The organism is Haloechinothrix halophila YIM 93223 (assembly GCF_000504245.1).
Lineage (GTDB): Bacteria > Actinomycetota > Actinomycetes > Mycobacteriales > Pseudonocardiaceae > Haloechinothrix_A > Haloechinothrix_A halophila.
Genome location: NZ_KI632509.1, coordinates 3,650,021 through 3,664,012, shown reverse-complemented (window position 1 = coordinate 3,664,012; position 13,992 = coordinate 3,650,021). Strand labels below are relative to the sequence as shown.

Below are 13,992 nucleotides of genomic sequence, written 5' to 3'. Positions count from 1 at the left end.
AGTGACGACTTGCCTGTCAATGCTCAGTCGCTGTATGCCCGGAGTGCCCGGTTGAGTTCGTCGGGGATTTCGATGGGAGTGGTGCCGTGGTCGTCGCGGCGCATGCAGGCGACGGTTTGGGTGCCTTGTGCGGTGAGCTGGCCGGAGCGATGGAAGTCGAAGTCCATGACGATGCGGTTGCCGCTGGCGGTCCGCAGTGACATGGCGATGTCGATTTCATCGAGGGCGTAGCACTCCGCGTGGTAGTTCATCGAGCACGACACGGTGACCAGGGCGAGTGAGCCGTGCGCGACGTCTTTGAGCACGCCAGGCGCGTGGTCGGCGAGGAACCGTTCCCGGCAGTGACCCTGCCAGTGCAGGTAGTGCGCGAAGTAGACGTTGCCGACCAGATTGGTCTCGTCGAACGTGACGATGTGCCGGTATCGGTAATGAGTCATGCTTTCGGTTCCTTGGGGCAAGCGACCGCGGCCACCTTGACCTGTGCGCCACGGGTGTCGGTGGTGTGCACCTTGGCGGTGACGACGTGATCCACACCCGCGCGCAGGATCGTCAGACCGTCTTCGGTGATCCGGTCGATACGCAAGGGTTCACTCTGCCCATAGCCGAGTTTGGACAGTGCTTCCCGCGCGGTCCACACGCGCAGCCGTGCGAGGGTGGGGTCTTCGCCGAGCTTGTCCGCGAGGATCTCCGCGACGGGATGGTCGGCCGCGTCGCAGGGCACCGCGCCCGCGTGTGCGGGGGTGGCGGGAACGGATTCCCAGTCGACGCCGACCGGTTCGTCGGACACGCCGAGGAGCAGGGTGTTGTGGGCGTAGCTGGCGCTGGCGTGTGAGCCGTCGACGCGCGGGGCGCCCGCGAGGTCGTGTCCAGCGGGTCCGCCGGTCAGCTGCTGCAGCAGTCCGGTCGCGGCGCCGAACTTCCGGCGGCCCGGCGCGGTGAGGAGTTCGACGTGCTCGTGCAGTCCGCACTCGATGAGCCGTCGTGAGAGCCACGGCCCGACCAGCCGCACCGGCAGGGTGCCCTTGCGCTGCGGTGGTGTGGTCGCGTGCAGTCGCAGGCCCTGCCAGTGCGCAACGACCGTCCCATCGGGCTGGCTCAGCATGACGTCGAAGACGTAGTCGTCGTGGGTGTGCGATGTCTCGACGGCGTCGACCCGCAGTACACCGGTGGGTTCGCGCCACACGGTGACGCGGTCGACGCCAACGGGGAGCGCGCGGCGGTGTGGGACGCAGGCGAGCAGCACATGCAGCGTGGCGTCGTGAGCGCCGGGGTCGCCGAGGAGCAGGCGTCCACTGTGGAAGGCGGAGAACCACGGCACGGCCTCGTTGCCCTGTTCAGCGCGGATCCATGCGCGGACCCGGAACGCCGACAGCAGGTCGTAGCGCAGCAGCCTGCGGAACCGTCCGGTGTGGAAGAACGTCGTGTCGTAGCACTCGTGCGGTCCGGCGTCCGGTGACGGCGGGGGTGGCTGGCTGGGCAGCTGGGGTGCGGGTGGTTCGGGTGCGGTGACGAGGGTGCCGCTGAAGCGGTCGGATCCGGTGGCATCGGAGTCATCGCGGACAACGACGTCCGTGCCGTGCCGATCGGCCAGCGCCGCGACCTGGATGGTGCGGGGGTCGGGGCCGTTGAGGGTGATCGCCGCACGGAACTCGAGGTGGGACAGCGAGATCGGCAGCGACACGGTGTCCACATGCGACGCTGTTTGTGCCATGGCCTCCATCGCGACAACGGCGGGCAGCACCGGGGTGCCGTCGATGCGGTGGTCGTCGAGGTACGGGTCGGAGCCCAGCGACAGTTCGGCCTGGGTGATGGCCTCGACGCCGGGGATGCGGGCGCGCACGTGCTCGCCGAACCGCAGCAGCGGCGCGGACTCGGCGGCGAGGTGCATCGTCGTGGTGTCCGGGAAGCGCGCGGTTATCAGCACGGTGACCGGCGCCTGCGGGTCCGCGAGAACGTCGCGCAGCGCGTCGACTCCCTCGCGGGTGCCGATCGGCTCGACGCCGTGTCTGCGCAGGGTGTCCAGCACGCCGAGTCGCACCCCCATGCCGACGCCGGACCACACCGACCACTCCAGTAGGTGCGTGCGACAGTGCGGGTGCGCACGCGCCCAGGTTTCGATGTCATGGCGGAGCCAGTCGTTGGCGACGCAGTATTCGGCCTGCCCGGCGAGCCCTTGCCTGCCGATGATGGAGCCGAAGCCGAGCAGTAGCCGCAGGTCGTCGGCCATGTCGCCGAGCGTCTCGAGCAGGGTGCGGAGGCCGTCGACCTTCGGGGCGAGGGTGGTGGCGAACGACTCGGCGGTGACCTCGTCGAGTGGCCGGGGCTCGTTGATGCCCGCGCCGTGGATGATGCCGGTGATCGTGCCGTGCGCGCGTGCCTCGGTGAGCATCGCCGTGACGGACGCGGGGTCGGTGACGTCGCAGGCCAGATAGTGCACGTCGGTGTGACCGCTGTCGGTGAGGTCTCGTAGTGCCGCGGTGATGTCAGGGTCGTCGGCGGGGGTGCGGCCGACGAACACCAGGGTGGTGCCGGTGCCGGTGGCGAGTTCGGCCGCCGCGTAGGCGGTGATGCCTCGCATGCCGCCGGTGACCAGACAGACGCCTTCGGGGAGCGGTGGGTTGCCGGGGGAATCCTGGCGTGGCCGGGGTGGCCTGGCGCGGAGTGCGGCGCGTTCGAGGGTGCCGTCTGGGTGGGCGCGGAGTTCGAGGTAGCGGTCGGGGTGACCGAGTCCGGCATCGCCTGGGTCCGTGGTGGTGTCCGGACGTTCGAGCACGACGACTTGGCAGTCGGGGAGTTCCGCCGCGATGCTCCTGCCGACGCCCTGGGCGGCGTGGTGTCCGGCGTGGACGATCCGGAGCATGCGGGGCCGGCTGTCGGTGATCTCAGCCAGCAACGCGGCGACAGTGGCGGGACCGGCGTTGTCGGGCAGCGTGACGGTGCGGGTGCCATCGGGCGCGGATGTGCCGGTGCGCGCGTTGAACGGGAGCCAGACTGGCTCGAACTGGCGCACCCAGCCGCGTACGCCGGTGGGTGTGGCTGGCCGCGCGGTGTCCGTCGTGGACGGAAGATCCGCCAGCACCTCGGCGGCTTCAGCCACGGTCGCGTCGCTGAGAGACAGCGGGGTGGCGGGTGGCTGCTTGCCGAGCCGGGTGGCGGCCGCGCCAACGGCATCGACCACCTGGATCGACGTCATGTGCAGATCACGCAGCAGCGACATCGACGGCTCGATGGCCTCCGCCGACAGTTCGAGGACCGTGGCCAGGTGCTGTGTGAGCGCCCGCAGCGGGTCGTGTCCTGCACTCAGGACGTCGTGTCCTGCGCTCGGAACGCTGTGTCCTGCACTCAGGACGCCATGTCCTGCACCCGAGACGCTGTATTCGGCATTCTCGCCGTCGTGTTCGTCGGTGCCGGACGCGGGCACGACGCCGCTGGTCGACGGTGCGGGCGTGGTGCGGTTACGTGGTGTCTCGCAGGGGTTGGCCAGGAACCGCGGGGTGTCACGCCAGTCGAGCGTGCGGTAGGGGCGGTCGGTGAACCATGGTGTGAGGCTGCCGTTGCCGGTAGCGGCGAGCACGGCCGTGGCGAACGCGTGGCCGTGCGGCTCGCCGCCGCTATCCACGCTGAGCGCGGGGACGTCAAAGTCGTTGGCCGCCACCAGGTCGGTGAGCATGATGCCGGGCCCGGTTTCCAGCAACAGATCGCAGCGCGCGGCCAGCGCGGTGACGGCGTCGGCGAACCGCACCGGTTGCGTGAGCTGGTCGACCAGCAGGCCGCGCAGGTCGTGCTCGCTGATGAGCCCACCGGTGATGGTCGACAGCAGCGGCCGGTCGTCCCGAACGGTGTCCAGCGCGACGTCGGCCAGCGCTGTCCGCAGCGGCCCGGCGACCGGCTGCATGGCAGGGCTATGGAAGCCGTGCGACACCGGCAGGCGGCTCGCGGCGATACCCCGGGCGTGCGCGCGGTCGAGCACGCGCTCGACGTCGTCGACCGGCCCGGCGACGACGATGCGTTCGGGGGCGTTATGGCAGGCGAGCACTGCCTCGGTGCCCGCGATCAGGTCTTCGGCGGTGGCGGCGGACGTCGCGAGGCCCGCCATGATCGTCTCATCGAGTGCGTGCTCGGCCATCAGACGTCCCCGCAGCGTGGCCAGGTCCAGTGCGGTGGACGCCGTGCACGCGCCAGCCCAGTGCAGACCGGTGATCTCGCCAAGGCTGTGCCCGCACGCGCCGATCGCCTCGCAGCCGATGGCGTCCAGCCACGCTAGCGCCGCGAGCGACTGGCGCACGATCGCGGGCTGGGCGACCTCGGTAGCGATAGCCGAGGTGGCGTCGAGCGTGACCGCTGCGTCATCGGATGTGGACCGAGCACGCTCCGCCGCGAGCGCGGGCACGTCGAGCCCGTCCGCCCACCACGGCAGCTCGGCGCGTACGGGTGCGGCCTGCCCGGGGAACAGCAGTCCGACGCGCACGGGCGTGGAGCCGAGCGCGTAGCCGGCACGCCGGTCGAAGGCCAGGTCACCGTTCCACTCGGTGGCGCGCGACGCGGCGGCTGCCGCGGCGGCGACCAGCTCGTCCGGCGTGGCGGCGACCAGCATCGCGCGGTAGCGCCCCTCACCGTCCCCGGAATGCCACGCGGTCGCCGCGATGTCGCCGACCTCCGCGATGCTCAGGGCCGTCGCGGCCTCGGCCAGCGCGGACAGTCGCTCGGCGAGCGCGTCCGGGGTGTCAGCGGCCAGCGGCACGATCTCGTGCTGACCGCGCGGACGTGACCACGCGGCGTCCGCCGAGAGCGCCGGCCATGGCGCGTGGGTCGACGCGGGCACCGCCGCAGCGTGTGGCTCGGGGTTCTCCAGGACGACGTGGACGTTGATGCCGCCGAAGCCCATGGCCGATACCCCGGCGCGAGGTGTCTCGTCTGGCCACGGCTCGGCCTCGGCCAGCACCCGCAGCGGAGCGTCGCGAAGCAAGTCATGGGGGCGCTCACACCCTGTCGTCGGCGGTAGCACCCGGTGGTGAGCGGCCAGCGTCGCCTTGATCAGACTCGCCGCACCCGCCGCGGCTTTGGTGTGGCCGAGGTTGGCCTTGATCGAGCCCAGCGCGGCGGGTGGCGCGTCAGCACCGCGCACCGAGGAGAGCGCGGACAACTCCACCCGGTCACCGATCGCGGTGCCGGTGCCGTGTCCCTCCACCAGACGTGCCTGCTCGGGTGCGATCCCGGCGGCGCGGTAAGCACGGTGCAGCGCCATCGCCTGCCCGGACAGCTCCGGGCGCGTGAGCCCACCGGAACCGTCCGATGAGGACGCCCAGCCGATGATGTGGGCGTAGGTGCGCAGGCCCCGTTTCTCGGCATCGGAAGCGCGCATCAGCGCGACAACGCCGCAACCCTCGCCCGGCAGGAACCCGGTCGGGTGGGCGTCGTAGACCCGCATGTCTCCGGTGGCGAGCGCGCCCAGCCGGGAGAACCCGACCAGTTCCAGTGGGTCGAGCGAGAGGTCGACGCCTCCGGCGAGCATGAAGTCGCACTCGCCAGCCACCAGTGCGCGGCACGCGGCGGCGACGGCGAGCAGGCTCGACGAGCACGCGCCGTCGACGGTGTAACCGGTGCCGTGGAAGTCGAAGTAGTTGCACACCCGGCCGGCGATGGTGTTGGCCAGCGCCCCGGACAGCGTCTCGTCGCCCGGAGCCGGGAACGGTTCCTTGACCAGCGCCTCCAGTCGTCCCAGCACCTCGGCCGCGGTGTCGTCGCTCAACCCGGCGTCGTGCAGCGCGGTGGCGGTGGCATCGGCGAGGAACGGCCAGCGCAGCCGCAACAGGCCGGCGCGGCTGAACTCGCCGGTCAGCGAGTTGCCGAGCACCACGCCGGTGGTGTCACGCTCCAGGCCATCGCCGCCAGGCGCACCGGCATCGGCCAGTGCCGCCGCCGCGGTCTCCAGCGCGAGCCAGTGGGTGTGGTCGGCCGCCCGATACAGCGGACCGGGAACACCGAAGCGCTCCCGGTCGAACGTCCAGTCCCGCAGCACCGCCGCGCGCGTCAGATACGTCGCGTCCGGCGCGTGCTCGTCGCGGTAGCCCTGGCCGAGGCGGGTGTCGGGGAGACGCCGGAACGCCTGCCGCTTGGCGAGAACATTCTGCCACAGCTGGGCCGGGTCGGCCGCATCGGGATACCGGCACGCCAGACCGACGATGGCGATGCGGTCAGCGCTCACGTCGCGCTCCGGGCGGGTCGCAACGCGGTGACCGCCGCGGTGGCCCATGGAGTCGCGAGGAGCACGATGGCGCGCAGCACGCAGGTGATCACCAGCGCGAAGAACAGTCCGAACACGACTCCAGAGACCACGAGGATTCCGTACACAGCAGCGGTGGTCAGCCCGAACACGATCTGGTTGCGCCGCTTGCGGGGCGTGGTGCCGGGGTCAGTGATCATGTAGAGCGTGTACAGGATGAACGCCACCCCGGTCATGGGAAGCAGCGCGGCGGCCAGTGAGTGATCGAGCACGATCCAGCGGATGACGGCTTGAGCGGCGAACCCGCCGACCCATGCCAGGATCAGCGGCATCTTTCCGGTGAGCTTGGCGTTGAGCAGCGAGCCGAGCATCAGGATGCCCAGCGGGATCAGCCAGTCGATGACGCCGCCGACGGCGTTGGTGAAGTGATACGGCGGCGCGATGCCGACCCATGGGAAGAGCAGCAGCGTCACCGCGATCCCGGCGTTGGACGGGTTGAGCACGTGCCGCAGCTTGCCGCGCACCCGGATGCGTATCACGTACTTGGTGGCGGTTGCGACCATGACCGCGAAGATGTACGGCCACAGCGAGGCGTTGCCGTAGAGCAGCATCGCGCAGGCCAGCGCGGTGATGTGCGGGGGAAGCAGGAACGTCGTCAGGTTGCGGACACCGCCCGCGTACTCAGGCGTGGTGCCGTTCGCCCAGCTGTCCAGCCACTCGAACAGCAGCGCTGCCGCGTAGCTGACCGCGAGCGCGACGATCGGTGTCAGTGGCGACTGCTCGAAGCCGAGCACCAGGTGGCCCAGGATGGTGAACGCGGTGATCGAGGCCGCGAACCGGCGCAACGCACTCACCCTGGCGTCTACCGGCTTGGCTGCCGGGGCCGGTTGCGCAGCTGGGGCAGGTTGGGTCGCCGGGGTGGCCGTGTCGGTGGGCGCGGCAGTCGTGGCCGTCGTCGGGGTGGTTGTCGCCGTCATCGCAGGACCGCCGTTCCGTCGGTGCCGAGTTCAACCGTGTGGTGGCCAGGTTGGACCTCCACAGTGGATCGATGAGTGCTGTTGCTGTCGCGCCAGGTGATGGTGGCTTCGGTGGACTCACCGTCGGGGAGGGCGAGCTGCACCTCGGGGCCGGATGCGCCCGCGTGCCCGTTCGAGGGGTATAGCTGCGCCCGTTTGGTTTCGCCGTCGATCTCGTGGTCCACCTGGGCGCCGATTACGTCGACCCAGCCACCCGCCGCGCCGGGCCGCAGCAGCCGCAGGTACGCCGCGTCGCCGGCGTTGGAGCTGCGGTTGCGCAGCAGCACCGAGTCCTCCCACTGGTTCGCCACCAGCGCGTCCAAGGTGCCGTCACCGTCCACATCGCTTAGTGCGAGTCCTCGGGAGAGGTGTGGCTCGTCGATGCCGAGTTCGGACGCGAGGTCGTAGTAGCGGCCGTCCTCGGCGCGCGTCCACAGTGGATTGCTCTCGTGCCCGGACAGGTCGTCACCCAGCTGGAACTTCGGCCACAACTCGGGGCGGTTGAGCAGGTCGTCATTGCCCATCGCCAGCTCCTGCAGCTCGGGCCACCGGTTGCGCTCACCTTTGAGGAACCCGGTCGTTTGTAGGAGCTCGTCGGTGCCGGAGTTATCGAAGTCGCCGGACTTGATGTCCCATGACCAGCCGCTGCGTGCCATGCCGAGCTGCTCCGCCGCCTGCTTGTAGGGCGACTCGCCTGCCAGCAGCGCGTCGCCGGGACTCTGGCGGCCGTCGGAGACGAAGGCGTAGTTGCTCTCGTGCAGCGCGAACGGCGTCGTGATGTTGGAGACCGTGATCATCGGCAGTGCGTCGCCCGGGTCCCAGGTGTAGGCGACACCCATACCCTTGAACGAGCCATGCCCGAGCACCTGCGAGCCGGGCGTCGTCAGGTCCCTGCCCGCCACGACCTCGGTGAATCGCACGTGGCCCTGCTCGGAGGCGTTCACAAGCAAGTCGTCCGGGCCGAAGTCGTTCGCGACGTACAGGTCGGGTAGCTGGTTGCCGGTTAGGTCCTGCCACCCGAACGCCAGCGTCCAGGCGTGCGCGGAACTCTTCGGCATCGCCGTGCTGGCGTCGGTGATGCGCGGCAGCTCGCCCGCCGTGCCGGTCGGGTCGGTGAGCAGCAGCCGGTTGATGCCCGCGTTCTGGGCGTCGCCCATCGAATGCTGCATCCGCATGCGTGCATCCCCGCGTGCTTCGGGGTCGAGCACCCGCGCGCCGTCCGGGAAGTAGTTGCCCGCGATGATGTCCAGGTGTCCGTCGCCATCGACGTCGGCCATCGACAACGCCGAGGTGTTCCACACCTCCATCGGCGAGATCAGCTCGTGCGCGGTGAACAGGCCAGCCTGCGGCTCGCCGCGATCGGAGTTGAGGAAGACCACCGGCGAGCGTCCCCAGTAGTAGACGACGAAGTCCATCGCGCCGTTCTCGTCGAGGTCGGCGGGCACGCAGCCCATCGGCGCCATCGTCGCGTCATACGGCAGGCCGTCCGGGGTCAGCGTGAACCGCTCGTAGTCGCTGCCACCCGCGCCCGGCACCGGCAGCACGGTCACGGAGTCGTCACGCGGATCGACCAGGCAGGCGTCGGCGGCGCGGCCGAGCCCGCGCAGGTCGGTGACTGAGACCGCCGCGCCTACCGCGGAGATCCACGCCCGAATACGCTCCAGGTTCGGCTGTACCTCGCGCTGCTGGCGCGCGTCCGGTGGCGCCGAGTTCAGCTTCACGGTGTCGAACGCGAACCCGCTGGTCAGCTCTTCGGCCTCGGCGTGGCCGAGGCTGGGTCGGACAGTGAACACGCCGACCGCCACACACAGCGCGAGCGCCAACGCGGGAACCACGGCACGGCGTAATAGGGACAACATGGCACTTCCTTCTTGACGTCGACGACGGCGGTCACGACCGGGCGGCGACGTCGCCGCGTAGTCGTGACCGCCACTCGGTGTAGGCGGCCACGTCGGCGGACTCGGTCAGCCCGGCCGCCGCGATATCGGTCCACTGCTCCGCCGCCACGGAGTCAATGCCGAACAACCGCGCACACGCCTGCTCGGTATGGGGCGGCACGCCACCCGCGCGGGCTCGCGCCGCGCACGCGAACAGCGCGCCCTGGCCGAAGGACGGCTGATGCTCGCCACTGGCCTTGGCCAGCCGGTCCAGCGCCTCGGCGTCGGCGCACCCCGCGTAGCAGCTCGCCAGGCCGACACCGGCCCACAGCTCACCCTGCGCGGAGTCGGGCGCGTCGCCGATCACGGCTGCGATGCCCTCCGGGCTGGCCGATTCCACGAACCACAACGCGCGGCCCGCTCCCGCGAGGGCGGCGTCTCTGCGATCAGATGGCGCGCGATGACACAGCGTGCGCAGGGCGCGTAACCCGCCGAAGTAGACCTGCGCGAACCCGGCGCCGTCCAGTGCCAGCCACCGCAGCAGCGGCGTTGATGGCACGGTTTCGATCGGCAGCGGCACCATGCCACCCGCCCAGCCGTAGCCGACGTGGATCAGGTGAATGTACTTGTCGCCGGGGCCAGCGCACAGACGTCGAAACGCCACACTCTCACCGGGCCGAAGGACGCCGCGCAGCGCCGTGTACATTCCCGCGCCCTCATAGGCGAAGCCCCGCTCCGGCTCGGGCACCGTTCCCAAGGCCGGGTGCGGGTCGCGCCAGTGGCGTGCGGCCAGATTGAATCCAGTCAGGAAACTCTGGGCATGGGTCTCCAGCACAGCGCGATCTCGCGGACGGTCAAGCCGAAACCCCCGCCGGGCGAAGTCTGCGAGTCCGAGAGGCAATCGCAGCAGCCTGGCTTGGGCCCCGGCAGCCGATTCGGTCACCGGAACTGAGCCTGCTGTCGACATCGGTACCTCTAGTCTCTTTCGCGTTCGCGAGCTTCCAGCCGCACGTGTATTAGGCCCGATTTCAGGGGCTGTACGCGACCTGAGACGCAAGGTTCACCGAATTGTGCGACGTTACGTTGATTGGGGCTGTCTCGTTGTCGGGTTTCAGCGAGCTCGAACCGCAATATTGCGCTAACTCGATAGATCGTCGTGCAGATCTAACGAGTGACAAGATTGTTCCCTATTGGGTGTTCCTGGCGAGTCTCGTCTGGTGCTGCCGTCCAGTTAGGGCCAGGTTCTAGGTAGTCCGATCCGCGACATTTGGTGCGGATGACGACACGACAACCGGCGTCAATAGACCTTGGGAGTGTCACAGTGTCCAGAAAAATTCGCCGAGGCGGGGTAATCGCCTGGGCGACAGTCCTCGCGATGGGGGTTCCCTCAGCGCAAGCAATGGGCGCATCGCCCGATCCGCTTTTGGGGACCGTCACAGGTATCACGCAGCAGGCCACATCGGACGATGACTGCTTCGAACGTCAGGACGATCCGGAATGCTTGATCGGCGGCGAGTTGGATCCCGCGGACGGAGCGCCGGAGCAGGAGCCGGAACCGGCGCCTGAGCCAGCGCCCGAACCGGAGCCAGCTCCCGAACCAGCCCCGGAACCTGAACCTGCCCCGGCTCCCGAGGAGGAGCCTGCACCGGCTCCGGCTCCCGAGGAGGAGCCTGCACCGGCACCTGCCCCGGAGGAGGAGCCCGCACCGGCTCCGGCTCCCGAGGAGGAGCCTGCACCGGCACCTGCCCCGGAGGAGGAGCCTGCACCGGCACCTGCCCCGGAGGAGGAGCCTGCACCGGCTCCGGCTCCCGAGGAGGAGCCTGCACCGGCACCTGCCCCGGAGGAGGAGCCTGCACCGGCACCTGCCCCGGAGGAGGAGCCCGCACCGGCTCCGGCTCCCGAGGAGGAGCCCGCACCGGCACCTGCTCCCGAGGACGGAACGGGCGACGGTGACTGCACGTGTGGTGAGACGCCGTTGCTGAGTTCCCTCGGCATCGACCTCGGCATCCGAATTTGATCCGCGTGCCACGAGTTAAGGATTGAAGAATGTCTGATCGCAACGATGAATCTCGTCGGCCGCTAGATGGCGACCGGCGGCAATTCCTGAAGCGTGCCGGTTATTCCGCTGCCGCCGCCGCGGCAATGGCGGCGGGTAGCGGATTCGTGGGAAAGGCATCAGCGCAGGTTCCGACGCCACCGCAGCCTCCGGGCGGCGGTGGGTTCGACGGCATGCGGGTGACATGCCCGTGCTTCGGAGACCTCATCAACTTGGTCACGTCCGAAGGCACATTCCCGTTCTCCGGCAAGGGAAATGTCGGGGTTCGTGTGCAGGGAGGCCCCAACCCGAACAAGTGGGGACTCGTCGTCGAACAGCATGAAGTCTCGGCGAAGGACACTCCGTTCGGCACCATCACCGTCAAGATGGCCGACGAAATCGAAGTGTCCGCAGACAGTTTGCTCGAATTCGACCCGACAACCGGCGGCTACACCCAAACGATGGTGCTGCCGATTACGGTCGAGCTAGAAAACTGTGGCGCCGGTGGTGATCCAGTGTTGCTGGGTACGTTGCCGGAAGCGCCGGTGGTCATGGGCAACGCGGAACCGCAGTTCGAGTTCCCGCCGAAGAACATGCCCTACAAGACCCAGGGCGACGTCGGTCTGTACGCGATCGGGTCGAACGGCCAGATTGTCGGCTCGAAGCCACTCGCGATGCTGCCGACGTTCAACTGGACGGTCGGCTAGAACCGGTCATCCGAACTCAAGGGGCCCTGCTCGCGCATAGCGGGCGGGGCCCCTTGACCGTGTGCGGCTCCCATCCGTCGCCGCGGTGGCACACGACGTCGTGAGTGAGGGACACGGCGTCGTGAGTGGGGGACACGAATGTCCTTCGGGGCTCGCCGAGTCAGGTGCGTTGGCGGTGGAGCTGGAGGGTGCGGGAGATCATCGCGCCCGCAAGGAAGGGGATGGCCTCGTCCTGGAAGTCGATGTCGGGCGCGAAGTCGCGCACCGCGCCTTCCAGCACGAGCAGCGACAGGATCGGGAACACGAACTGCGGGTCGGCGTAGAGGTTGTAACGACGTTGGATATCGAACAGGGACGTCGCGAAGTGGATGAGGTCGAAATCCGCCGCCGCCACGCCGGTGTGGGTCTCGATCAGTTCGACGATCTCGCGCCGGAAGCCGTCCTCGTCGGTGCCGGAGCGGGCGGTGGCCGTCGATAGCACGACCTCGGCGCATTTCTCGCCCTTGCCGACGCTCATGTAGTAGAAGAACGTGCTGAACTTGTCCTGCGCGTCCTGCGTCAGCCGGACGGTGAATCCGGCGTCGACGATCGCCGCTCGCGCGCCAGGTCCGAGGTAGAGGTTGCCGGGGTGCAGGTCGCAGTGGACAAGGCCGTCGTGGAACAGCATCTGGTAGACCGCGTGCAGCGCGGCGAGCACGGCTTCCGTGCGGTCCTCCTCGGACAGCTCGTCGGGGCTGCGACGCCGCAGGCCCGGCAGGTACTCCATGACCAGCACGTCGTCGGTGCACAGTTCGTCGTAGACCTCGGGGACACGCACCGCGTCGTACTCGACCAGGTTGGCGCGCAGCGACGCGAGGTTGCGGCGCTCGGTGGCGAAGTCGAGCTGCGCGTAGACGGCGTCACCGAGCTGGGTCATGATCTCGGCGATCGGCACACCGCGCAGGCCGGGCAGGTGCTTCACCAGCCCGCCGAGGCGGCGCATGATCGTCAGATCGGTCCGCAGCGTGGTCTCGATGCCGGGGCGGCGCACCTTGACCGCGACGTCGCGCCCGTCGGGCAGCGTCGTCCGGTACACGCAGGCGATGCTGCCCGACGCCATCGGTGTACCGCCGTGTTCGGCGGTGACGACCAGCGTGCGGGTCGTCTCGGGGCCCAGGGCGCGCTCCAGCACCGGGGCGAGTTCGCGCGCTGGGATCGGCAGCACCGTGTCGTGGAGCGCGGCCAGCGTCCGGCAGTGCCTCGGCGGCAGCAGGTCGGCACGGGTGCTGAGCATCTGCGCGACCTTGATGAACGCCGGTCCGAGCGCCGTGATGGTGTCCAGTAGCCAGGTGTCGGTGCGGGCGCGTCGGCCGGTGAACACCGAACGTGCGGACATCACCGCGAGTATGGCCACCCGTCGCGCCAGGATCGCGCCGATCTCCGCCAACCTGCGAACAAGCGGGCCGGTCTTGACCGCGGGGATACCGGTTGGGTGCGGTGACTGCGTCGTCGTCATGATGCTTACCTCGCTGTGCCGTTGAGTTCGACGCACAGCATTTCCGGATCAGCGCGACATCGCTGGCTCAGTCACCGGTTCGTGGGATTTTATGTGCCCGTGGCGATCTCGCGGAAGCTCTTGACGGGGCGCTGCGGCCCCGGTGTAGCCGGGAAAGACCCTGGCCAGCCGTCGTGTGAACGGCGCACCCTGATACGCTGAGTCACCGAGTCCGGCTGCGGTCCGTGGCGGCCGGGACTGACGCTTCATGACACGGCACCGAACTAAAGGAGAGACGAGTGGCGCTGTCCACCGATCAAAAAAAGGAAATCCTGTCCGAGTACGGCTTGCACGATACGGACACGGGTTCCCCCGAGGCGCAGGTTGCTCTGCTGACCAAGCGCATCATCGGTCTGACCGAGCACCTCAAGGAGCACAAGCACGACCATCACTCGCGTCGTGGTCTGCTGCTGCTGGTCGGCCGCCGCCGCCGACTGCTTGACTACGTCAAGAAGGTCGACATCACGCGATACCGGACGTTGATCCAACGTCTCGGCCTCCGTCGATGAGACACTGAAGGGGAGCACCCACGTGGGTGCTCCCCTTCAGTACAAGAGAACCAAGGACACGTGCGAGGCGCTTGAGGACGCCGGTCCTCGG

The 13,992-nt window shown here is 69.1% G+C and carries 8 protein-coding genes; 2 read left to right on the top strand and 6 right to left on the bottom strand.

The features are described from left to right. Positions 1 to 23: 23 nt before the first annotated feature. From AMYHA_RS16790 to AMYHA_RS16770, 5 genes are read right to left on the bottom strand one after another with little or no spacing between them, the layout of a single operon-like run. On the bottom strand, positions 24 to 437 hold the full coding sequence (locus AMYHA_RS16790; RefSeq protein WP_034272434.1) for an acyl-CoA thioesterase: 414 nt from the start codon (positions 435 to 437) through the stop codon (positions 24 to 26). Then, positions 434 to 6,205, bottom strand: a complete 5,772-nt coding sequence (locus AMYHA_RS16785) for a type I polyketide synthase (RefSeq protein ID WP_034277625.1) — start codon at positions 6,203 to 6,205, stop codon at positions 434 to 436. The genes AMYHA_RS16790 and AMYHA_RS16785 overlap by 4 nt, the downstream gene beginning before the upstream one ends. Continuing rightward, positions 6,202 to 7,200 carry an enediyne biosynthesis protein UnbU gene (locus tag AMYHA_RS16780; protein ID WP_196776914.1) on the bottom strand — a complete coding sequence of 333 codons (999 nt, stop codon included), beginning with the start codon at positions 7,198 to 7,200 and terminating at the stop codon, positions 6,202 to 6,204. The genes AMYHA_RS16785 and AMYHA_RS16780 overlap by 4 nt, the downstream gene beginning before the upstream one ends. Beyond that, positions 7,197 to 9,098, bottom strand: coding sequence for an FG-GAP repeat domain-containing protein (locus AMYHA_RS16775; RefSeq protein WP_034272432.1), 1,902 nt, complete (start codon positions 9,096 to 9,098; stop codon positions 7,197 to 7,199). Before AMYHA_RS16775 ends, AMYHA_RS16780 begins: the two co-directional genes overlap by 4 nt. 31 nt (positions 9,099 to 9,129) lie before the next feature. Continuing rightward, complete coding sequence (locus AMYHA_RS16770; RefSeq protein WP_084037322.1) at positions 9,130 to 10,083, bottom strand: DUF1702 family protein; 954 nt, start codon at positions 10,081 to 10,083, stop codon at positions 9,130 to 9,132. A 1,079-nt stretch (positions 10,084 to 11,162) separates the two neighbouring features. Between AMYHA_RS16770 and AMYHA_RS16760 the strand changes: the two genes are divergently transcribed. Beyond that, positions 11,163 to 11,858, top strand: coding sequence for a twin-arginine translocation signal domain-containing protein (locus tag AMYHA_RS16760; RefSeq protein ID WP_034272430.1), 696 nt, complete (start codon positions 11,163 to 11,165; stop codon positions 11,856 to 11,858). A gap of 160 nt (positions 11,859 to 12,018) precedes the next feature. Here the strand turns inward: AMYHA_RS16760 and AMYHA_RS16755 are convergent, their stop codons facing one another. After that, positions 12,019 to 13,353 (bottom strand): ABC1 kinase family protein, encoded by a 1,335-nt coding sequence (locus AMYHA_RS16755; protein ID WP_051400007.1) that lies wholly within the window; start codon positions 13,351 to 13,353, stop codon positions 12,019 to 12,021. A 278-nt stretch (positions 13,354 to 13,631) separates the two neighbouring features. Between AMYHA_RS16755 and rpsO the strand changes: the two genes are divergently transcribed. Then, a complete protein-coding gene (gene rpsO / locus AMYHA_RS16750; RefSeq protein WP_034272427.1) occupies positions 13,632 to 13,901 on the top strand; it encodes a 30S ribosomal protein S15 in 270 nt (89 codons plus the stop codon). Positions 13,902 to 13,992 lie beyond the last annotated feature (91 nt).

Excerpts from the sequence above, each read along its gene's own strand:
- AMYHA_RS16790 (WP_034272434.1), bottom strand. The coding sequence starts at position 437 with ATGACTCATTACCGATACCGGCACATCGTCACGTTCGACGAGACCAAT.
- AMYHA_RS16780 (WP_196776914.1), bottom strand. The coding sequence starts at position 7,200 with ATGACGGCGACAACCACCCCGACGACGGCCACGACTGCCGCGCCCACC.
- AMYHA_RS16775 (WP_034272432.1), bottom strand. The coding sequence starts at position 9,098 with ATGTTGTCCCTATTACGCCGTGCCGTGGTTCCCGCGTTGGCGCTCGCG.
- AMYHA_RS16770 (WP_084037322.1), bottom strand. The coding sequence starts at position 10,083 with ATGTCGACAGCAGGCTCAGTTCCGGTGACCGAATCGGCTGCCGGGGCC.
- AMYHA_RS16760 (WP_034272430.1), top strand. The coding sequence starts at position 11,163 with ATGTCTGATCGCAACGATGAATCTCGTCGGCCGCTAGATGGCGACCGG.
- AMYHA_RS16755 (WP_051400007.1), bottom strand. The coding sequence starts at position 13,353 with ATGACGACGACGCAGTCACCGCACCCAACCGGTATCCCCGCGGTCAAG.